Annotated in this window: 16 protein-coding genes; 7 read left to right on the top strand and 9 right to left on the bottom strand. The window is 32.8% G+C overall.

Annotation, left to right across the window (positions count from 1 at the left end):
• Positions 1-39 precede the first annotated feature (39 nt).
• A complete protein-coding gene (locus HX049_RS10440) occupies positions 40-1,452 on the top strand; it encodes a PLP-dependent aminotransferase family protein (protein ID WP_286415749.1) in 1,413 nt (470 codons plus the stop codon).
• Positions 1,453-1,515: 63 nt separating this feature from the next.
• Here the strand turns inward: HX049_RS10440 and HX049_RS10445 are convergent, their stop codons facing one another.
• Both HX049_RS10445 and corA read right to left on the bottom strand, forming a co-directional pair.
• Positions 1,516-2,550, bottom strand: coding sequence for an LLM class flavin-dependent oxidoreductase (locus HX049_RS10445; protein ID WP_039329459.1), 1,035 nt, complete (start codon positions 2,548-2,550; stop codon positions 1,516-1,518).
• 1,099 nt (positions 2,551-3,649) lie between these two features.
• Positions 3,650-4,735, bottom strand: a complete 1,086-nt coding sequence (corA, locus tag HX049_RS10450) for a magnesium/cobalt transporter CorA (RefSeq protein ID WP_286415751.1) — start codon at positions 4,733-4,735, stop codon at positions 3,650-3,652.
• A 79-nt stretch (positions 4,736-4,814) separates the two neighbouring features.
• Here corA and hutI point away from each other — a divergent pair, with 79 nt between their 5' ends.
• Genes hutI through HX049_RS10470 form a run of 4 tightly spaced genes read left to right on the top strand, consistent with a single transcriptional unit; the run spans position 4,815 to position 9,167 of the window.
• A complete protein-coding gene (gene hutI, locus HX049_RS10455; RefSeq protein ID WP_286415752.1) occupies positions 4,815-6,056 on the top strand; it encodes an imidazolonepropionase in 1,242 nt (413 codons plus the stop codon).
• A 39-nt stretch (positions 6,057-6,095) separates the two neighbouring features.
• Complete coding sequence (locus HX049_RS10460; RefSeq protein ID WP_286415753.1) at positions 6,096-7,139, top strand: formimidoylglutamase; 1,044 nt, start codon at positions 6,096-6,098, stop codon at positions 7,137-7,139.
• Between the two features lie 2 nt (positions 7,140-7,141).
• Positions 7,142-7,816, top strand: coding sequence for a response regulator transcription factor (locus HX049_RS10465; protein ID WP_286415754.1), 675 nt, complete (start codon positions 7,142-7,144; stop codon positions 7,814-7,816).
• A gap of 1 nt (position 7,817) precedes the next feature.
• Positions 7,818-9,167 carry a HAMP domain-containing sensor histidine kinase gene (locus HX049_RS10470; RefSeq protein WP_286415755.1) on the top strand — a complete coding sequence of 450 codons (1,350 nt, stop codon included), beginning with the start codon at positions 7,818-7,820 and terminating at the stop codon, positions 9,165-9,167.
• A 3-nt stretch (positions 9,168-9,170) separates the two neighbouring features.
• Here HX049_RS10470 and aroC read toward each other — a convergent pair whose 3' ends face one another.
• Positions 9,171-10,238 carry a chorismate synthase gene (aroC, locus tag HX049_RS10475; RefSeq protein WP_286415756.1) on the bottom strand — a complete coding sequence of 356 codons (1,068 nt, stop codon included), beginning with the start codon at positions 10,236-10,238 and terminating at the stop codon, positions 9,171-9,173.
• A 180-nt stretch (positions 10,239-10,418) separates the two neighbouring features.
• Between aroC and HX049_RS10480 the strand changes: the two genes are divergently transcribed.
• Entirely contained in the window at positions 10,419-10,913 is a 495-nt protein-coding gene (locus HX049_RS10480) for a GNAT family N-acetyltransferase (protein ID WP_286415757.1), read from the top strand.
• A gap of 725 nt (positions 10,914-11,638) precedes the next feature.
• Complete coding sequence (locus HX049_RS10485; protein ID WP_286415758.1) at positions 11,639-12,502, top strand: hypothetical protein; 864 nt, start codon at positions 11,639-11,641, stop codon at positions 12,500-12,502.
• 52 nt (positions 12,503-12,554) lie between these two features.
• On the opposite strand, the gene HX049_RS10490 is transcribed toward HX049_RS10485, so the two are convergent.
• The 6 genes from HX049_RS10490 to HX049_RS10515 form a co-directional block, all read right to left on the bottom strand.
• Positions 12,555-14,333: an aminopeptidase P family protein gene (locus HX049_RS10490; RefSeq protein WP_286415759.1), complete on the bottom strand. Its 1,779-nt coding sequence runs from the start codon at positions 14,331-14,333 to the stop codon at positions 12,555-12,557.
• A gap of 156 nt (positions 14,334-14,489) precedes the next feature.
• A complete protein-coding gene (locus HX049_RS10495; protein ID WP_286415760.1) occupies positions 14,490-15,623 on the bottom strand; it encodes a hypothetical protein in 1,134 nt (377 codons plus the stop codon).
• Between the two features lie 262 nt (positions 15,624-15,885).
• Positions 15,886-16,596, bottom strand: coding sequence for a sterol desaturase family protein (locus HX049_RS10500; RefSeq protein WP_286415761.1), 711 nt, complete (start codon positions 16,594-16,596; stop codon positions 15,886-15,888).
• Positions 16,597-16,711: 115 nt separating this feature from the next.
• Positions 16,712-18,199: a S41 family peptidase gene (locus HX049_RS10505; protein WP_016649484.1), complete on the bottom strand. Its 1,488-nt coding sequence runs from the start codon at positions 18,197-18,199 to the stop codon at positions 16,712-16,714.
• 328 nt (positions 18,200-18,527) lie between these two features.
• A complete protein-coding gene (locus HX049_RS10510; RefSeq protein ID WP_286415762.1) occupies positions 18,528-20,027 on the bottom strand; it encodes a calcineurin-like phosphoesterase C-terminal domain-containing protein in 1,500 nt (499 codons plus the stop codon).
• On the bottom strand, positions 20,027-21,820 hold the full coding sequence (locus tag HX049_RS10515; protein ID WP_286415763.1) for an alkaline phosphatase: 1,794 nt from the start codon (positions 21,818-21,820) through the stop codon (positions 20,027-20,029). The genes HX049_RS10510 and HX049_RS10515 overlap by 1 nt, the downstream gene beginning before the upstream one ends.
• Positions 21,821-21,880 lie beyond the last annotated feature (60 nt).

Raw genomic sequence — 21,880 nt, forward strand, 5'->3', positions numbered from 1 at the left:
TAGGTTTAAATCTATTATTCTTACATCTATTTTATTAATATGCTTAGACCTTGGCCGTTACAGATACAAATCAGTAATACAGAAAAAAAAGCTATTTATCTTCAGATAGCTGATGCTATCATAGAAGCTATAAAAACAGGACAACTAAAAGAAGAAGAAGCTTTACCTGGTAGTAGAAAATTAGCAGAGATCTTAGGAGTAAACAGAAATACAGTTATAGAAGCCTATGATGTATTATTAAGTGAAGGTTGGATCAATTCTAAATCTCGCAGTGGTACTTTCGTCTCTAAACTTGCTGAGATAAATACTACTCCTCTAAAAAAGAAACCTATAGTGAATGATAACCATAAAGTTATTCATTATAATATCAGTGTTGATGATGGAAATCCGGATACATCTATCGCTCCTGTAGAAGAACTAGCTAGAGCTTATCGCCAAATATTTAAACGAAAAGGAAAGTGGCAGATGATGGGATACTCATCTCCTTTAGGATTATTTGAATTTAGAGAACATATTAGTAAGATGCTTAATCATTGGCGTGGAATGCAGGTAACTGCTGAAGAAATATGTATTTCTAGAGGAAGCCAAATGGCCATGTATCTTATAGCTCAAGTATTATTAAAGAAAGATGACTATATCATAGTGGAACACCCTGGATATAGAAAGGCATGGCACACATTTGAGCATGCTGGAGCTAGATTACTATATGCTGATGTAGATGAACAAGGTATAAATATAGATCAGGTAGAACGCCTTCTAAAAGAAAACAAAAAAATTAAAGCGATCTATATCACCCCACACCATCAATACCCAACTACAGCAACCCTTAGTTTGCAAAGAAGGTATAAACTTATAGAGCTATCTAATCTCTATAATTTTACAATTATAGAAGATGATTACGATTATGAGTTTCACTATGGACATAGACCCATTATGCCAATAAGTAGTTTACCTAATAATCAAAACTATGTATATATAGGAACATTGAGTAAAGTCGTAGCTCCTTCTCTTCGTATCGGTTATATAGCTACCAATAGTGATCTAATCCTAAAAATAGGAGAGCTAAGAAGTATCATCGATGTACAAGGTGACAATATAATGGAACAAGCTATCTTACAATTAATGGAGGATGGGACAATAAGGAAGCATTTAAAAAAAGCTCATAGCTACTATAAAAACAAGAGAGATATAACTGCCAATTTACTAGAGAAAAACCTTAACGAACAAGTAAATTATACAATCGCTGATGGAGGGTTGGCAATCTGGTTAGTTCCTAAAAAAGAGACAGATTGGGACAAACTTAAAAAGAAACTAGACTTAGATAAAATTGCTTTTATGGGTCCCGAAAGGTTCTCCTATAGCAAGAAATTACAAGGGATTAGATTTAGTTTCGGATCTTTGTCAGAACGACAAATAGAAGAAGCTATCCTTTGCTTAAAAAGACATTTATAACAATAAAAAAATTCCTCTAGTAAAGACTTTACTAAAGGAATTTTTTTATTCTAATCATTGGTATTATTTACGCAAAGCTTTTTTAACTGCAGGAGCTATTTTAGTACCTAATAGTTCTATATTTTTCATTTGTGTTAAGTGATCAGGTGCTCCTAAGTCACTATGCATTAACCAACGTGTTAATCCAAACATCTCTTGATGATATAAAATCTTATCTACTACTTGATCTACATCTCCTATGAATAAAGCACCATCTCTACTTCTTCCTCCTTCATACTGCTCATAAGTGTAGGGCTGCCATCCACGTGACGCTCCTATTCTATCCATCTGCTCTTTATATACAGGGAAATAATCTTTAGCTAACGCATTTCCATCTACTCCTACTAATCCATGTGAGTGAGTAGCGATCTGCATCTTACTAATATCATGACCTGCATTAATATACTCTTGTTTATAATAATCGAAGAATGGTTTATATTGCTCTGGCATTCCACCAATAATAGCAAACACAAGTGGTAATCCTAATTTAGCCGCTCTTAATACAGACTCTGGTGTTCCTCCTGCCGCAATCCATACATCCATTGGCTGTTCACTTCGTGGAAAGACCTGCTGTTCTTTTAGAGAAGCTCTGTGTTTTCCTGTCCATGTCAGTGGTCCATCTATAGCATTGATATTCAACAACAAATTAAGTTTTTCTGTAAACAACTCATTGTAGTCATTAAGATCATATCCAAATAAAGGGAATGACTCTATAAAACTTCCACGTCCCACCGTAATCTCTGCTCTACCATTAGACATTGCATCTATAGTAGAGAATGATTGATACACGCGCACAGGATCATTAGAACTTAATACTGTTACTGCACTTGTTAATTTTATATTCTTAGTAACAGTAGCTGCTCCGGCTAATATGATATCTGGAGTAGAAACTGCGTAATCTTTGCGATGATGTTCTCCTATACCGAAAACATCCAATCCTACTTCATCCATTAATTTAACCTCCTCTATAATCTCATTTATACGTTGTGTACTTGACTGATAACTATTGTTTTGTTTGTCGAATTTTAAATCCCCAAACATGCTAATTCCTATTTCCATCTTTCTCTTTTTTTATGATAGTATAAAATTACTCCTATTCTAAGAAAATATACTTAATCTATATTAAGATATATCGCGTCACATATTGTCAATAATTACTCCCTACTAGATAAAAGCTTAATATTATTCAAAGAAAATGACCAAAAAGGCATTTTAAGTTAAAAAAACAGCTTGTTCAAACATAAAAGTATTACAGTTTTCTACATTTATTTAAAGAACTTAATCTCTTTTAATATAATTTGAAGTTGTAAGACATACAGATTAACAATCAAAAGGTTTTATTCGCAAAAAGGACACTTTTAGTAAGTTTTAGCGTCAAATTAGGAAATTATACAAGGCTTTTTTTATACTTTTGTCCTACAAGATTAATAATAAAGAGGAATAGAAGTATAAATTCTAGATTATTATGTTTCTCTTTCTAAGTAAATACAAATCTTTTGTCTCACATTATTAAAATACTATTATTCAGTATTTTAATATTTAACAAAGAGACTGAGTGCTAAAAAAGAACTATCATAGAACATAAAGTTCTATTTAAGTTATAATGTTGTTTCCTATTATGAAAGCTCTATTGTTGTTGATAGAGCTTTTTTTCGTATCCTATAGTAATTTTTAAACGTTACTAAAACAGCAAAATTACTTTGATTATCAATAAGTAATATATCATTAAAAATTAGAAACCTAAGTGCATATTCTTCGGGAGTTTATTGGGCAGTCTTTGGGTGCTCTTCGCAAAACTGCCTCCTAAGTCCGAACAAATATCGAACTCTTCCGAAGAGCTTCCGAATAAATGGGTATATTTAAAACAAATAACCACTGATAATAAGATACTTATGATTTAAAAAAATGAAAATAAATAGACTTTTTTGGAAATATTGAGAAGTATTCGGAAAAGAATGAAAGAAAATGGAAAAAAGTGGAAGTAAACATTTTTTCTTCGAAATAAATAGCTAAACAACTATTTTATTCATCAACTCTTACACTATTGAAAGCTCTACCTAGAGTAGCTTAATATTTCTTTGCTATCCATCATAAAACAAAGATATTGTTTTAAGCGTTCCCAGACATTTAAAGTCAATCTAATATCACTAGAAGCTTATTAAAACCATTTTCTCCATTTAAAATAGGTAATCATTAAAACAACCAAACCTAACATTACCCATAAAGTATAGAAATATCCATTCTCTGTTTTTAATTCTGGCATATTCTCAAAGTTCATTCCATATACTCCAACGATAAACGTTAGCGGAATAAAGACTACAGAGACAATAGTCAATACCTTCATGATCTCATTCATTCGATTGCTCTGAGATGAGAAATAATAGTTGGTAGCACTATCTAATTTATTCAAATTATAATCAATTTGATCAAGCATTTCATAGCTTTTATACTGTAATCGATCAAAGAAAACAATACTACTTCTGCTGATCTGACACTCTACATTCTTTTTATCATGTTGTGTTTTTAGATTGTATAACACTTCTCTTAGCGGTATAATAGCCCTTTTCACCTCTTGTAACTGTTGGGTATACTCCTCTATACTTACAAGTATCTGTTTATGATATTTAGTTCTAGCTTCTAACAGGATTTGTTCTACATTATCTTCTATCAAATCTAAGGTTACGAAATAACTCTCCATGAGTGAATCTAGTAATCCATACAATAGATATCCTGAATCTTTTCTTCTTATTTGTCCTGTTTTGGTTCTAATACGCTCTCTGATCAAATTAAAGAACGCTCCTCTTTTCTCTTGAAATGACAACAGTACATTCTCTTGAAGGATGAAGCTTATCTGTTCTATCCCTACTAGAATGTCTTCATGAGAAGACGGCAAAATAGCCTTAACACTAAAGAATAATGTGTTATCTAACTCCTCCACTCTAGTTCTTCTAGAGAAATTTAGAATCTCTGCCATGATATAAGATTCTATATGAAAAAAGTTACCTACTTCTTTTAATAAATCTATATCATGCAGTCCATGTAAGTTAAACCACTTTATAGCATGAGGAGATGCTGCTATCAATATCTCTTCTATTTCCTTCAGACTTAAATCATTGTACTCCTCGAACGTATTCTCATCATAAATGAACAATTGCATAGAAATAGGTACTTCTGGGAAAGAACCTGCATATTCTAAAGAATTTGGTTGAAGTTTTCTAGCTTTCTTATATTTAACTCGTCTCACATTTTGTAAATTTGCTTAAAGATAAAAGTTTTTAGACTTTTATCTCATTTATAAGCCTAAAAAAACAACTCAAACAAATATGAAAACACTAATTAAGAATATAAAAGAAATACTACAAGTTAGAAATGAAGCTATAGAGAAAGTATCTGGAGCTGATATGGCAACTTTACCTAAGCTAGACAATGCATATCTACTTATAGAACACGACTTGATAGCAGATTATGGTACGATGGACACTTGTCCTAATGAGAATGAAATGGATCAAGTAATAGATGCTACAGGGAAAACGATCTTACCTACATGGGTAGATAGTCATACACACTTAGTCTATGCTGGTAATAGAGAATTAGAGTTCGTTGACCGCATCAATGGTCTTAGTTATGAAGAGATTTTCAACAGAGGTGGTGGTATCTTAAACTCTGCAAAAAAACTACAAGAAACTTCAGAAGAAGATTTATATGAACAATCGCGCAAACGTTTAGAAGAAGTAATCAGCCAAGGTACAGGAGCTGTTGAAATTAAATCTGGATATGGTCTTACTGTTGAAGCAGAGCTTAAAATGCTACGCGTGATTAAAAAACTAAAAGAAAACTATCCTATAGCGATTAAAGCAACTTTCTTAGGGGCTCACGCCTTCCCTACTGAATATAAAGATAACCACCAGGGGTATATTGATCTTATAGTCAATGAAATGATTCCTGCTATCGCTAAAGAAAACTTAGCAGAATATGTAGACGCTTTCTTAGAGACAGGTTATTTCTCTTGTGAAGAAACAGAGCGAATCATTAAAGCAGGACAAGAACATGGACTTATCGCTAAAGTTCACGTTAACCAGTTTACTGCTATTGGCGGAATCGAAACTTGTGTAAAAAATGGCGCGCTATCAGTAGATCACCTAGAAATAGTAACAGACGAAGATATCGAAATCTTAAAAGGAAGTAAAACAATGCCTGTAGCCTTACCTACATGTTCTTTCTTTATCTCTATTCCTTATACGCCTGTTAGAAAGATGTTAGCAGCAGGTCTACCACTAGCTTTAGCTTCTGACTCTAACCCTGGTACTACACCATCTGGGAATATGAACTTTGTCGTAGCTACAGCATGCATCAAAATGAAAATGACTCCTGAAGAAGCGATTAATGCAGCTACAATAAATGGAGCTTATGCAATGGGACTACAACAAGAGTACGGTAGTATAACAAAAGGCAAAAAAGCTAGTTTAATTATCACAAAACCACTAAATTCATTTTATGAATTACCTTATGCTTTTGGCTCTAACCTTATAGATCAGGTAATTCTAAATGGACAAATACAAAAATAAAAGATACCCTAGTATCTATTGCATCACAACAACATAGCTATGAACAAACAAAAACTAGTGTTATTTAAGAAAACTGATTTGGTTGCCTTGACCAAATTCAGAAGTGGAGAAATCAAATTTGGAGAAAGAGTTCACACTTTAGAATCAGAAGAGAATTGGCATAGCGAATTAGCTACTACAGAAGCTAAATATGCTATTATTGGTATTCCTGAAGATATAGGTGTAAAAGCGAATCTAGGTCGTACAGGTACTTCTTCTGCTTGGCAAAATTTCTTAAACAGCCTTTTAAATATTCAACACAACAGATTCTGTAAAGGAAGCTGGACTACGTTAATTGGCCATTTAGATTTCAGTGAAGAGCAAAAAGAAGCAGAACAACTAGATCCTAATAATCGAGAAGACCGCAAAAGACTCTTCGAATTAGTGTCTCGTATAGATAAAGAAGTGTCACATACCATCGCTAAAATTGTAAAAGCAGGCAAGATACCTATTGTTATAGGGGGTGGACACAATAATGCTTACGGTAACATTAAAGGACTTGCCTTAGCAAAAGGCAAAGCGATTAATGTAATCAACTTTGATGCGCATACAGATTTTAGACCACTAGAAGGAAGACATAGTGGTAATGGGTTTTCTTATGCATTCGAAGAAGGTTTTTTAAAGAACTATTTTATCTTCGGTCTTCATGAGAACTATACTTCTAAGACTGTTTTTGGGGATATAAAACTTCATGCAGACCGCGTTAAGTATAATACTTATGAGCAAATACGCATTCGCAAAGAGAAATCTTTTGACACCGAATTACTAACAGCTCAACGACATATAGAAAACAATACTTACGGTATCGAAATAGATTTAGATGCTGTGCCACTAGTAGCTAGTAGTGCTATCACTCCTACAGGCTTCTCTGCTGAGAGACTGAGACAGTTCATTCACTACTTTGCTAAATCTAAGAATGTTGGATATATTCACATCTGTGAAGGGGCTCCTTCTTTAGATTTCGAGCAGAACAGCCATCTTGTAGGAAAGTTAATCACTTATTTAGTAACAGATTTTATCAAATCAAATACAGAAAAACTTTAATCTTGAATATATTACTTGTCGAAGACGATTCTCGCATTAGCGATTTTATCGTCAAAGGTTTAAAAGAAAGTGGTATGCAAGTACAACTTGCTGCTTCTGGAGAAGAGGCAAGAGATTTTATTCTTAATGCCGATTGGGATCTTATCTTGATGGATATTATGCTTCCAGGTATAGATGGTATTCAGTTGACCAAAATGATTCGTTTTAAAAAGAACTATACCCCTATACTGATGTTAAGTGCTCTAAGTGAAACCACTGATAAGATATCTGCTCTAGACAGTGGTGCAGATGATTATCTAACGAAGCCATTTCACTTTAGCGAATTACTATCGAGAATTAATGCCTTGACAAGACGAACTAAATTTAACTACGAGAAGAAAGACCATATTTACATCTGTAGTGACCTAAAACTAGACCCTGAGAAACACCTAGTTACACAAGGAGGTAAAACAATAGACCTGTCTCCTAGAGAATACAAATTATTACTTTTCTTATTAGAAAATAAAGATCGCGTAGTCTCTAGGATGCAGATTCTAGAACGTGTATGGGGAATACAATTTGATACCAATACTAATGTAGTAGATGTCTATATATCTTACCTCAGAAGTAAAATAGATGAATCTAAAGTAAAAATGATACACACCATAAAAGGAACTGGCTATATGCTACAAGAATAATATGAATTTACGCACTCGTCTTACCACATACAGTACTATAGTATTCGGTATAGTATTTTTTATTGCATCACTTATTATATTCTTAGCTTACTTCTCTAAGACACAAGAGTCTGTGTTTAACAATCTGAAGAATACTACTCTACTATCTGCAATATATTACTTAGAACAAGACGAGCTATCTCATACAGAACATTCTGTTGTAAAAGAAGAGTTTAGAGCAACTATTCAATCTAAAAATGTAGCTGTATATAACTTTAGTAATCAGTTATCCTATGGAGCTCTAGTTAATGATCCTGTACTGACAAACGCTATTTTAAGCAAAACGAGAACAGATAAATCACATCGATTTAAAGCAAATGACTTTTTTTATTACGGAATATATTACCCTGATAATCAAGGGGATTTTGTAGTCTATACGAGAGAGTCTACAGATGACTTTATGAATCAGATGAGAAGCCTTATTCTTATCCTATGCATTGTACTTGTAGGAGGATTACTAGCCATTTATTTCTTAAGTAAATACATCTCTAATATCGCCTATAAGCCTCTTAAGAATATTGTGCAACAGGTAAATGAGGTAAACTACTCTAATTTAGAAAACGGGATAGAAGTACCGAAAACAAATGATGAATTAGAAGAATTAATCTCTACTTATAATAACCTACTAATCAGACTATCTGAAACATTCTTGATTCAAAAGAACTTTATTAACTATGTCTCTCATGAGTTTAAAACTCCCCTTACTGCTATCAGTGGTAACCTAGAAGTTTTTGCTCAGAAAGAACGTTCTCCTGAAGAATATAATCAAGTAGTCAAGGAGGCTTTACAAAATGTGTACAAGATAGAGAATATCTTAAGTAACTTACTTTTATTATCAGGTCTAAAGAATACGGATAAAGACGCTAGTCTATTTAGAATAGACGAGATAATCTGGACTATATATGAAGCGTTACAGGATAAGCTAACAGAACTACAGACTACCTTAGAGATAAATATAAATGTAGATGACTTCACTAAACTAGAGTATAAAGGTAACGAAACTCTAATCCATCTAGCATTATACAATATTGTTGAAAATGCTGTAAAATATTCTAATAGTAAACCTGTTTCAGTAGAGCTATCTCTATATAACAATAGGCTACAGCTAAAGGTAAAAGACCATGGAAAAGGTATCTCTGAAGAAGAACTTACTTTTATAAAACAAACATTCTATAGAGGTAAGAATGTAGGGGATATTAAAGGTAGTGGTATAGGACTGTCCCTTGCTACTATCATCTTTGAGCAACATCGTATTCAATTTGATATTACTTCTCAGTTAGAACAAGGGACAATTATTACTTTAACTTTTTAAAGTTTATTTTCTTTTGAAACCAAACTGTTCGATATAAAAATCTAGAAGAGTGATTGCAGTCATCGCCTCTACGATAGGTACTGCACGTGGTAATACACACGCGTCATGTCTTCCTTTCCCTTGTACAGTAACCACCTCATGTGCTGTATTAATAGACTGTTGGTCTTTCATTAAGGTAGCAGTTGGTTTAAAAGCAACTTTGAAATAGATATCCATTCCATTACTTATACCGCCTACGATTCCTCCTGCATTATTTGTTGTTGTAGAGCCATCAGAAAGAATAGAATCATTATGTTGACTACCTCTCATCTTTGTCCCTTCAAAACCACGACCAAACTCTACTCCTTTAACAGCATTGATCCCTAACATAGCTTTAGCCAAATCAGCATCAAGTCGGTCAAACACAGGTTCTCCTAATCCTACAGGCACATTCTGTACCACGCATATAATAGTTCCTCCTATAGAATCCCCATCTTTTTTTACTTCCTTAATTAAAGTCTCCATTTCTACTGCTTTAATAGGATCAGCACAACGAACAGGGTTGTTCTCTATCTCGTTAAAATCTAATTCACTGTATTTTTTCTCAACAGCAATATCTCCTACTGAAGACACATAAGCTGTTATTTTTATTTCTTTTAATACTTGCTTTGCTATTGCTCCCGCTACTACTCTACTGGCAGTCTCACGAGCAGAACTACGCCCACCTCCTCTGTGGTCACGATGTCCATATTTTTCATCATATACATAATCTGCATGGCTTGGACGATAAATATCTTTGATATGATCATAATCCTTTGATTTTGAATTTGTATTTTCAATTATAAAACCTATAGGAGTACCTGTTGTCTTCCCTTCAAATATTCCTGAAAGAAACTTTACTTCATCCGCTTCTTTTCGCTGTGTAACTATCTTAGATTGACCTGGTTTCCGTCTGTCTAATTCCAACTGAATTTGTTCTAAATCTAACTCTATTCCTGCTGGGCAACCGTCTATAATACCACCGATTGCTACTCCATGAGATTCCCCGAAAGTAGTTACTCTAAATCTATTGCCATAAGTATTACCTGCCATATTAATGTATTTTATACAAGTTTACTACTTTTATAAGTTTTGCACCTTGTTATTCTAGATATTTTTTGATTAAGTTACTTTCTATACCTTACTTTATTTACTCTCAAAGTCCTTCTATATCCCCTAACCGCTTCCTTTTTTAAGGAGATATCAATATATTTGCGATTCAAACTAAAACAAATGATTATACTAAAACCATTTACCAAAACGGATGCCCAAATAATTATAGATTGGAATTTTACGGAAGAAGAACTACTACAGTTTGGAGGAACTGCATTTACACACCCTCTTACAGAAGATCAAGTCTTAGCTTTTATGAAAGTAGAAAACTCTTTATTCTTTAAAGCAATTGACACAGATAATGACACTGTAATTGGAGTTGGCGAAATTATTTTGATGGAGAATAATGCTACTAAACTAGCTCGTATAGTGGTAGGTGATCGAAATAATAGAGGAAAAGGTTATGGGCAAAAGATGATGCAAGCCTTTGTAGATTATTGTCTAAATGATATCCAAAGTGATTCTGTTACCCTTAATGTTTTTGATTGGAATATTGGAGCTATTAAATGCTATGAAAAAATAGGCTTTACCTTTGCTGATGTTCCTATGAGAAGTTTTGATCTACCAAACGGAGAACAATGGTTTAGTAAACAAATGGATTATACTAAAAAGTAACTACTTACTATATCTATTATACCTATTTCTATTTTCTAATGACAAGGTTGCTAATCGATCTAAATTTTCAACAGATTATTTCCTTAGTGACTCCGTTATAATGTTTGTTTTAACGGACTCACTAAGGACTCAAATGTCTAGTCCTGCTATCACTGTTAATAATCCTACTTAGTTCTATACAGTCTTATAGTATTCCTTCTATTCTTTTATAATTCCTCTTATTTAAAAGATCTTATCTATAATCAGGTTTTCGTTTAAAGATAACATAGATCAGCTCGATTCTAATTTTCATCTTTACTACTGCTGATAAAGCTTATTTTCTGTACAGAAATCACATTTTATTAAACTTAAAAGACATCTTTAAGCAAGATAAATACATTCATAGTAGTACAAAACACTGTTTTTATAAAAAATTATAGTTTTCAAAGGGAGAAAAAACAGTTCTTTTTAGGTCATTCAAGTATTTAAAATCATTTTATATAGATTCCTTATAACCTTTTTTTCCTACTTTATATTTCAATACTAAATTCTTCTAAACACCACGGTTATACAGACATTAAGCCATATCCCTCTATTGACTATAATGCAATAGTATGCCATAAACATTTAGCTATTAATAATTTTAACACAAGAATAAATATTTAAATTAAAATATTCTTGTTTGTTTTTATAGAAAAATTATTTAAATTGTCCTTAACAAAACCTAACTAATCAAACAACTTATTATGACACTTGAATTATTTGAAGAACTCTCAGATGTTCTGGGGGTATTCGTAGAGAAATTTACTAACCTCAACATTAAAACTAACAAGCATTCTCTAGCTTGGCAACGATTTCACTACAATTATTTTGATTCAATGACAACTACGCTGTATAAGTCATTAGTTCACTTAAACTATGCAACTATACAACAAGAGAAAGACAATGTTCAATATGCAGAAGCTTTCTCATTAGTATTGGATAAAAATTTTAAACCACTAAGAGATATTAACTTTGACAAGTTCGAATCTAATGTTCAACAGCAGATTTTGAAAGTAGTGCTAGGTGATCTTCCCTTTTTAACTAAAGGACTGAACGAAGATACTTATCATTACATTAAATTTAACTGTTTAAATAGAGAGAATAGACTATGTGGCTTAGGAGGAACTTTATTTAAAAACTCTAAAACAGGAGAACTCATTCTAAACTTATTCTACTTAAACATTCGTAACAAACGCATTGATTCTTTATTAGAAGTAGACTTCTATATGAAAGACAAGGCTAAGTACGTAAAGCTTTATAGAGAATTAGCGTTAAGTAAAGTAACAACACCACAGGCACTTAAAGATGCATTAGATAAGAAGAATATCTCTAGTGTAGATTTTAATAATGATTTCATCTATTTCTTTGGAGAGGAGTACCTTACTTTTTATGATAAGAGAAAGTACTTACAGAGTTTAGAACTTGTATTCTTTACGAAGAATTCATTCGAGGAGATTGCTGATGTATGTGGTTTTAACTCTACTGAGTCATTAATCACCAAGTACAAAAAATTTGAAAGTAACGGATATAATCCTATTATTCGCTACTCAAACATATTACAAGCATAATAAAAAACAAAAAAGGTTGATTCAAATGAATCAACCTTTTTTTATGTGCAACTTAAATTGCTTTTGTCTTTTCTTTTAACCAAGCAGCTTCATCAGCTGATAATTTTGACTCTAAAGATTCATACACCCATTGATTATAGTTATTTAACCAATCAATATGTACTTGATCTAATAGTGACTTCTCTACTAAATCTGTTGCGATATAACAGATTGTGATTGTTTCGAAATCCATAAAATCACCGAATTGATTAGAAGCTAAATCCTTAGATACTACTAAGTTTTCGATACGAATACCGTGCTTACCTTCTCTGTATAATCCTGGTTCTATAGAACTGATCATTCCTGGCTCTATCGCAATATCTACTGCAGCACCATTAAAAGTGTGAGGCCCCTCGTGTACGTTCAAGAAGAATCCTACTCCATGACCTGTACCATGTCCATAGTTGCGCATAGTAGCCCAGATAGGACGACGTGTTATAGCATCGATTTGATATCCTCTAGTACCTTTAGTGAAGATAGCCATAGATCCTTCTATAGTTCCTTTTAAAACAATAGTATAATCTTCTTTTTCTTCTTGAGTCAACTGCCCTAAAGATACTACACGCGTAATATCTGTAGTTCCTGTCTCATATTGTCCACCAGAATCTACTAATAGCAATCCTTTAGCCTCTAACTTATAATTGCTATCCAGTTCTGCTTTATAGTGTGGTAAAGCTCCGTGATCTTTATATCCAGCAATAGTATCAAAACTAATATCTTTAAAACCTGGCTGTTCTGCACGTAATCCTCTTAAATGATCTGCAATACTCATCTCAGATAATTCGCCAGAAGCTACATTTTCTTCTATCCATTTAAAGAACTTCGTCAGTGCTACACCATCATTAATCATAGCATGTCTCTCATGATTTAACTCTACTTCATTCTTCACTGCTTTTAGCATAGTAGACGGGTTCATATCCTCTAAGATAGTTACTCCCTCAGGAACAGAATCATAAGTAGCAAAACAAGTACGCTTAGGATCTAATAAGATAGTTTCGCTTGTTCCTAGTGATTTTAGGTAATTTCTTACCTCCTCATAAGGTTTGATTAAAATACCATATCCTTGTAACTCCTCAGCTGTACCTTTATCTAATTTTTTAGAATCAATGAATAAGATTGATTTTTCTTGGCTGATAAACACAAACCCTAGTGTAACAGGATTACATTTTACATCTGTACCTCTTATATTCAATACCCAAGCTAAATCATCTAAAGATGAAATTAGGTGACATGTCGCTCTTTTTTGTTTTAAAACTTTGCGTACAGCTGCTATCTTATCTGGTGTAGATTGTCCTGTAATAGAAATAGGTAATGTATAAGCTGGCTCTGTTGGCAATGCTGGTCTATCATTCCATATTATATCTAATAAGTCTACATGACCATCTACCTTGATATTTAAAGGACCTAATATAGTATTTACAGCATTTGCTACTGCTAATGAAGCTAAATTACCATCAAAGGCAACTGTATTACCAGCCTGTAACTTCTCACCTAACCATGAAACATACTCTGGTGCATGTTGAACTTTTAATTTTACTAACTCAAAACCAGATCCTTTTAACTGTGCTGGTCCTTGTACAAAATAACGAGAGTCAGTCCATAATCCAGCAAAATCTTGTGTAATCACTAATGTTCCTGCTGAACCACTAAAACCAGATGTCCAAACTATACACTTATAATAATCTGGTAAATATTCACTAATATGTGGATCTGAAGACGGGATAATATATCCATCAATACCTCTCTCCTTCATCAGTGAACGTATCTTCGATAATTTTTCTAAATATGTCATTACGATAATAAATTTTTCAAGCTAAAGGTACAAAATGACGAGTACTACAAAAAGATAAATCTGTTAAAATAGATTAGTTTTTACCTTCTATGATAGTAGCTTAATTTCTAATCCCTTAAATGCAAAAAAGCCAACTAAATGTTGACTTCTTTTATTTTATTTCTGTTCGTCTAAAATGTGAGTTGGCTTAATCGCAGAATTTAATCTTAGAATTTGTTTACTCAATACATCTTCAAAAGTAAAGTCTTTTAAATGAACATCTCTTCTAAACAACTCTGGATTATTCACTAAAGCGATTATAAAGTCTGAGAACACCTTATTACTCATCACAGTTGGATCTAGTACAGCACGAGCACGTACAAGCTTCTTATCAGATCTCCTATAATAATCAAAAACATACTGATTAGGCTTTTTCCAATCGCGTTTACCAAAGTTTTCAAAGTAAACATCAGAGATAGATTCCTTATCATTAGTCCTTGCGGTAACTCTTTTCTTATCAAAGCCAACATTAATGATAGAGGCAATATTTAAATATATTTCTTCTCCTTCTACTGTAGGACAAGTCTGTTCATATACTAAGAGAACATTACCTACTCTCTGTAAAAAAACATAATGTAAGACCTCGTGTTCATCCTTTATTTTCCATAACATGCGCTCTTTTTTATTGTCTAATGAAGAAAATAAGGTAACAGGTGTAGATAAGCCATTTATCACTACTTCTTGCTGTTCTAAGTCTTTCTGCCATGTTGTTACCCATTGTCCATCTACATAGTCTTGCTTTAAAGGTAATAGACTCCCTTCATGTAAATCATAGAACTGTCCACGTATAGAATCGTTCTTATCTAACTCACTAGATAATAGCGTGTAGTAATGATAATCATGATCTGTAGTATAACGATATCTCGGAATAGCATCTTCATAATAGACAATATCAAGATCATTAGAAACATTTTCTTCTACTAATAATCCTTTATGCATCTTACCATCGATATATATAGAGTTTACTTGTATTGTATCTTGTTTGTTCTCTACATCTATATATGCCTTAGCTTGCTGATCATAAAGTGAAATAAACTTTAATCGATCCGTTAGCATAGTTAGTGTATTAGGATATGACGCTGCCTTCTCTACAACTTTCAAACTATCATTAACAGTAGAAGTCTCTACTAGATAACTAATATTCTTCAACTTAAGAGTATCTCTATGTATAAAATCTGTCACTGTAGTATGATCTTGCGCATATAGTACTCCTCCTATACTTAGTGCCAATATTACAATACCCTTTTTCATATTTTTCTTTTTAAATAACATAGTATGCATAATCCTAAACTCCTTGTCTAAAACCATGAATATCAAATTTACAAATTTCAAATGACAAAAAAATAAAATTACGTTTCCAAAAACAATTAAATAGATAGTTATAAACCACTATATAGATATAGACACCATTATATATCAACACCTTACAAATGGGAACAAGTAAATCACATCATTATAATGATAGCAAAAAAAAGAGTACCCTACTAATATTCAAACATTTACAAGACATTTACTATACTTTTCGATACGTTTTAAAAAGTTTATCCCATAATAATGTGTAAAAACCATAATTACAGTTCGGATCTTGATGATGAATATTGTGAAACAAGGTAAGGCACAGTATATCTCGTGTCCAACGTTCAAAGTAAGTATTCTTAAACACATCCTTATCTATATGACCTATAGTTCCCCAAATAAGATTAATAAGTAAATAAAATCCTATCGAAAAAGTGTCAAAGGGATATATACACAAAAGCAAGATAAACAATAGACCAAAACCAATAGCCTCTAGTGGATGTAATACAAATAAACTTATCGCATTAACACTGTTGTGCTCATGATGTCTTAGATGCGCTAATGGATAAAAAATCGGGATATGAGCTAATCTGTGAAATACATACATCAGAAAGTCCATACCGATCACTAGTCCTAATGTTTGTAGAGCTATAACAGTGATAGAGCTACCTTCTAGAACATGAATATATCCATAATTATACAGCCCTACTCCTAATACAAAAACGCCTGCATTACACAGTAAAACAACAAATGATAATATTAAATCTCTTCTGGTAATCTCTTGTTTTATTTCTTGGATATACTCTCCCTTCTTACATCTGTTTAGAGTCAAATACAATCCAATAGATACACCATAGAACAGTATATTTAATACTATACTAAAAAGGATTAGTTGTGTAATAGACATTCCAATCACTAGATCTAACATGGTTCTCTATTTATATTATTAATAATCAAACTTACAAAAAACATATAATAAAAAGGATGACTGCTTGAGTCATCCTTCTATATTTTATATCTATATTTATTTAGAGTATTCTTAATTACTGTTCTTCATTCTGAGCTTGTCTCTTTAATAAATCTAAAGCAAATGTAAGTTCAGGGTCTTCTTCGTTTAAGATACTTCTATAAAAACCTTTTTCATCTACAGTATAGTCTGGTAGTACTCCTCTACACCCCTTCTCTGTACTGATAGAATTATTAAAGAACACTTCTGATCGAGGCAAATCTACCACTGTCTGCGTATTAGGCAGTTTATAATTAATAAACCATGATGCAGTAGTGAAGTTACTACATGTACGTGTCTCCTGTCCTATAATAATCCCTCTTTTATTCTCTTTAAACAAAGAAGCAAAATAGGCTGCTGCAGACACTGTGTTATTATCTATTAATAACATCGTATTCCCTTCAAAGAAATAACGATCACGAGGATAGTTCTCTACATAAGACTCGTCTAATCGATTATTACCATAATAGTACTCATCTCCTTCTACCTCGCTCTTGTCATATCTCTGGAACATAAAGTTATTCATATTCTTAATATCCATATCAGAATACTGTCTACCACTAGCATCTATAAGATTCTCACGTACATTGATGTCTATTACCTTAGTTGCATATCTGTAATTGTTCTTAAACACTTTTTCTTGTGATATAAAAGAGTAAAACAAAGGAATATTACTTAGATATCCTCCTCCATTACCTCTGATATCAATAATTAAATTCTTCACTCCTTCTTCATTAATCTTCTCAAAGAAAGAACTTAACTTCTGGTAGGCGAACTCTTCTGAAAAAGCAAAAGTCTTAATTGTTAAGCAGTATGTATCGTCATTGACCTTCTGTCCATAGATTCCATAAGAATAACTAATGATATCTACTGGCAATATAGCTTTCTGTACATTGTAATAGTTTCGTGCATAATTAACTGCCTTTAGTGTAGCTTCTTTACTCTCTACAGCATTTAGACTATCAAGATAAGTGATTTTATACTCTTGCTCAGGACTCATTAAAGACACATAGAACGAAAAGTCCTTTGCATCATCAGCTTCTATACTTCCATCCGTGGTTACATTAATACGCTTTAAGTAATCTTCTGATTTTACATCATTTACTTTTGTAATAATACTTCCTACAGGTATAGTAGGGTTGTGTTGATTCACAAACACCTTTCCATCATAGACAATTGTATTAATTGGAAAAAAAGAAGTTTCCTTTGTAAAATCCTCAAAAACGGTACTATCTGTACTCAATGAAGAGTGAGCATCATGAATTAAAGGAATCGGATTAGATAATAAGAAATTAGCATAAGAAGGATTCTCTTCTAGTTTTTTTCTTATCTCTGCAACTTTTGCATCCAAGTCCTTTTCACTAATAGTTCGAAATGGATTAGGATGTTGCTTTTTTATAATATTAATAAGTATATCAAAATCATTTAAATAATCTTCTTTCGTCAACTCCGAATATTTCTTCTGTCCTAATACAAAAGAACTACTCAATAATAAGGCAATTAATAATAAACCTTTTTTTATCATTCCTGTTCTCAATTAAATTATCTAAAATAAAGAATTTATAGCATTTTAAAACATTATTCCAAAAGCAATTTATGCAAATCTCTTTATTTCCTATGCATACAAAGATAAAGTTAAGCATATAGCTACGCAACTTTTACTAGTATGTATATTATAACAGCTAATTATCAATTTTATTATTTTATAAAAGTTAAAAAATCAATCTTTTTTAAAATAACCTACTTTGTGCTTTTAAATGGGAATCAAAAAAGAAAGGTGACCTCGCCAGGCCACCTTCCAATACAAACACTACTAATCTAAAAAGTTGAAACAACAACTTCTTACAACAAAACTATTTTGGGGTCCACAAGACACGATTCTCCACATGATTAAGACCGTATCTAGGGTCAATAGCTTTTACTTTAATTAACTGAGGGCCTTCTTTTAACCCCTTTGATATTGGCATACGCCATAAATGTTTACTCTTCCTTTTAGCGTCTACTAAAGGAGAAGTTTTCATATTTTTATATCGCCCTTGATTCTGTAGTTCTATTAAACGGGTATAATGAGGGTCTACGCCTTCATAATACTCCATCTTTTGCCAAATTACACCATCAAAGCTTATTTCAACATCTGTATTTAGATCTGCCGCAAATACATTCGCATAGATATATCCATCGTTTAAGTGTTCTAAACTCTTATCCCACTCTTGTACTTCTGGAGTCCAAATCTGAATCTGTTTATCCTCAGCTCTACCAGATACTTTATAGGACAAATTATAATTTCCTTTTTGTGTTTCTAATGTCCAGTATCCCTTCCAAGTACCATCATACATCATAGCAAAAGGAATACCTTCGATATCATGAGGCCCTTGCCACCACGCACCACAAACAGCTCCTGCTACTAATTGATGTACAGGTTTTTTATTATCTCTTTTAAAGTACTGATGATACTGTGTATGCGTATGTCCTACAGCTACAAAGACTTCTTTATATTCTTTAAACAAGTCTAGAAACTCTTGCTTATCTTCCATAAACTCAATAGGAATATGCATCATCACTTTTACCTTATCATACTTTAAAGCATAACGAGCTAGTACATTTTGTATAAAAGTTTTTTGTACCTCATCTATTGTTCCTATATATTCTTTGTCATTTACAGGTAGTATATTATTAAGTACTAAAATAAGCTCCTCTCCATATTCTAATGCATAATAAGATGGGCCAAAAGCTTTCTTATAACTACTATCTCTATCTTGAAGTGTTAGACCTGATCCAAAGTTTAAATCATGATTTCCAACTACATAATATATAGGGCTACCGATTACACCTAATGCCTGTGATAAAGGATCAAACACCTCTAATCGATCAAAAGCTAAATCTCCAAGAGGAAAGATTAAATCTGGAGGTGTGGTAGCTAATTCGCTTACCACGAGTTTTTCTACGTGATGAATATCATCCATTACATCCGACTGCAAATCTCCCAATAAAACAGCCTTTAGAGGTTTACCTTCCTCTTGCTTATACACAGGAAAATCATAACTCCTATGTTCTTCTCCAAAGGGAATATAAAACTCAACTTTATTAGACTTTGACAAAGGAGACTGATATCCTGAAGGCTTGATTAAAAAGATTTGCCCTTGCTCTAAACTGTTGATCTTATACTCACCTTTAGTATTAGTCACAACTAAATCCTTACCATTACTAATCAAAACATCTTTTAACAAAGGTTCTCCTTTATCGTATTGCCTATTTTGATTGCTATCTTCAAAAACTCTACCTTTTACTTGTGCCCCTTGAGCCCAAGCTCCACTAGTTATAATAAGACTTATACCTACTAATAAGCGCTTCATTAGTTATCAAGATTTAAGAGTTTTATAATCTTATGGTATACTTCATTATTCTCATAAGCTCCTCTAAACTCACCCGATTTAGGTCCATAAGCAAAAATAGGCACCATAGTTCCTGTATGATCATGAGAGATGAAATCCCCTTCAATAATGCCTTGTTTTACATCTCCTTGTGGAATTGCAAAACCGCCTGTCTCGTGATCTGCTGTTATAATAACTAAGGTTTGCCCGTCTTTATCTGCAAACTTTAAAGCTTCTGTTATCGCTTTATCAAAGTCAATTCCCTCTGTTACAATTCCCCCTGTATTATTAAAATGACCATAAGAATCTATTTTCGCTCCTTCTACCATTAAAAAGAAAGGTTGATCTCCTTTTGACAAAAAGTCTAAACTGTGTTTAGTAGACTCTGCTAAAACGTCTGTTCTTCCTTCTATTACGCCTTTTAATCCTCCTTCTGCTAAGAAATAACCAACACGAGCATCCTTACTAGTACTAAGCTGTTCTACTTGCTCTAGTAAAGTAAACTCTTGCTTTAGATTCACATTGTTAAAAGACTTCCTTCCTCCACCTACAAAGAGAGAAAGTTGGCTTTTTAATAAATCTTGAGCTATTAATGAACTATCATCTCTATCTTTTTGATGTGCGTAAAAAGCAGAAGGCGTAGCTCCTGTTAATTCATCCGTGGTAATTACTCCCGTTTTATAATTAAACGGCGCTAGGTACTCCGTCATATTCTTTAAAGGCATTCCGTCCATACCCATCCCAATAGAACGATTATAGGTTTTCTGACCTGTTGCTAAAGCAGTTCCTGCTGCTGCAGAGTCTGTTGTAAAATCATCCCCTGCTTGCGTTTTGATAAAGCCTACACTCTTCAACTGAAGTAAACTTAAGTCACCCCCATTTGCTAAAGCAGAAGAAGATATCTGTGTCAACCCATTTCCATCCCCTATTAAGAGAATAACATTCTTAATAGGTACATCCTTATCATCATTTGCAAATGTTGGCTTATAGACCTCAGATACTGTTGTATTATGATATACAGCACGATCTAAGTTTTTTAAGTATGTCTGTGCTAAGTAAGGATTATCAGTATTGATAACATCAATGCCCATATCATAAAACGCCTTAAATGCAGTTTTTCCATCAGGAGTTCCCCAAAAGCGAACTTGTTTACCTTGCTTGTGAACTAAGTCTATTACTTCTTGAAGTTTTTGTCTTTCTTCTTCTACCATGCGCCCCTTACCATTCCAAACAGAGTAATCTTTAAAATTAAGACTTACCATGGCTACTCGTTCCCATAGCATTGCATTTTTTAAAGGAGTTAAACTCTGGTGATCTAATTTTACATAGTAAGGATATTGTTCAAAAACTTTTGTATCTGGCTTATTCCCAGAAATAACAAAAGTAATTTCCTGTTCTTTAATTAATCTTTCATACTTCTTCAGTACTGGTAATAATAGCTCCATAGACTGATTTGCATTTGATTTTAAATCAATTAAAAAACTAAGTCCCTTCGCCTTACCAATACCTAATTGAATAGCTTTTTCTAATGATTCCAAATACAGGCTTTCTATCGTTCTATTCACTTGTACAGAACTTACTTCGTGTGCTACATATAATTTGCCTTGTTCTATGACTAAATCAATCTCTATTGACTCTGCTCCATTAGAGTAAGCCGTCCAGAAAGGAGTAGATTGATGATAATCATTATGAGAGTGTATCTTATAATTTTTTGATTGAGCATTAGCCATTAAAACACTCGAAATAAAGGCTATAGATAAAAAAAGTCGTTTCATTGTGTTGCATAAAAAAGAGGGCTAGCCCCAAAAAGGTAGCCCTCAATTGGTTTTGAAATT

Origin of the sequence: Myroides odoratimimus (assembly GCF_030326305.1) — a bacterium.
Lineage (GTDB): Bacteria > Bacteroidota > Bacteroidia > Flavobacteriales > Flavobacteriaceae > Flavobacterium > Flavobacterium odoratimimum_A.

What these genes read in the sequence shown, in the direction of transcription:
- HX049_RS10500 (WP_286415761.1), bottom strand. Translation starts at nt 16,596, where the DNA reads ATGTTAGATCTAGTGATTGGAATGTCTATTACACAACTAATCCTTTTT.
- hutI (WP_286415752.1), top strand. Translation starts at nt 4,815, where the DNA reads ATGAAAACACTAATTAAGAATATAAAAGAAATACTACAAGTTAGAAAT.
- HX049_RS10460 (WP_286415753.1), top strand. Translation starts at nt 6,096, where the DNA reads ATGAACAAACAAAAACTAGTGTTATTTAAGAAAACTGATTTGGTTGCC.
- HX049_RS10470 (WP_286415755.1), top strand. Translation starts at nt 7,818, where the DNA reads ATGAATTTACGCACTCGTCTTACCACATACAGTACTATAGTATTCGGT.
- aroC (WP_286415756.1), bottom strand. Translation starts at nt 10,238, where the DNA reads ATGGCAGGTAATACTTATGGCAATAGATTTAGAGTAACTACTTTCGGG.
- HX049_RS10445 (WP_039329459.1), bottom strand. Translation starts at nt 2,550, where the DNA reads ATGGAAATAGGAATTAGCATGTTTGGGGATTTAAAATTCGACAAACAA.
- HX049_RS10505 (WP_016649484.1), bottom strand. Translation starts at nt 18,199, where the DNA reads ATGATAAAAAAAGGTTTATTATTAATTGCCTTATTATTGAGTAGTTCT.
- HX049_RS10490 (WP_286415759.1), bottom strand. Translation starts at nt 14,333, where the DNA reads ATGACATATTTAGAAAAATTATCGAAGATACGTTCACTGATGAAGGAG.
- HX049_RS10480 (WP_286415757.1), top strand. Translation starts at nt 10,419, where the DNA reads ATGATTATACTAAAACCATTTACCAAAACGGATGCCCAAATAATTATA.
- HX049_RS10515 (WP_286415763.1), bottom strand. Translation starts at nt 21,820, where the DNA reads ATGAAACGACTTTTTTTATCTATAGCCTTTATTTCGAGTGTTTTAATG.
- HX049_RS10495 (WP_286415760.1), bottom strand. Translation starts at nt 15,623, where the DNA reads ATGAAAAAGGGTATTGTAATATTGGCACTAAGTATAGGAGGAGTACTA.
- HX049_RS10510 (WP_286415762.1), bottom strand. Translation starts at nt 20,027, where the DNA reads ATGAAGCGCTTATTAGTAGGTATAAGTCTTATTATAACTAGTGGAGCT.
- HX049_RS10440 (WP_286415749.1), top strand. Translation starts at nt 40, where the DNA reads ATGCTTAGACCTTGGCCGTTACAGATACAAATCAGTAATACAGAAAAA.
- HX049_RS10485 (WP_286415758.1), top strand. Translation starts at nt 11,639, where the DNA reads ATGACACTTGAATTATTTGAAGAACTCTCAGATGTTCTGGGGGTATTC.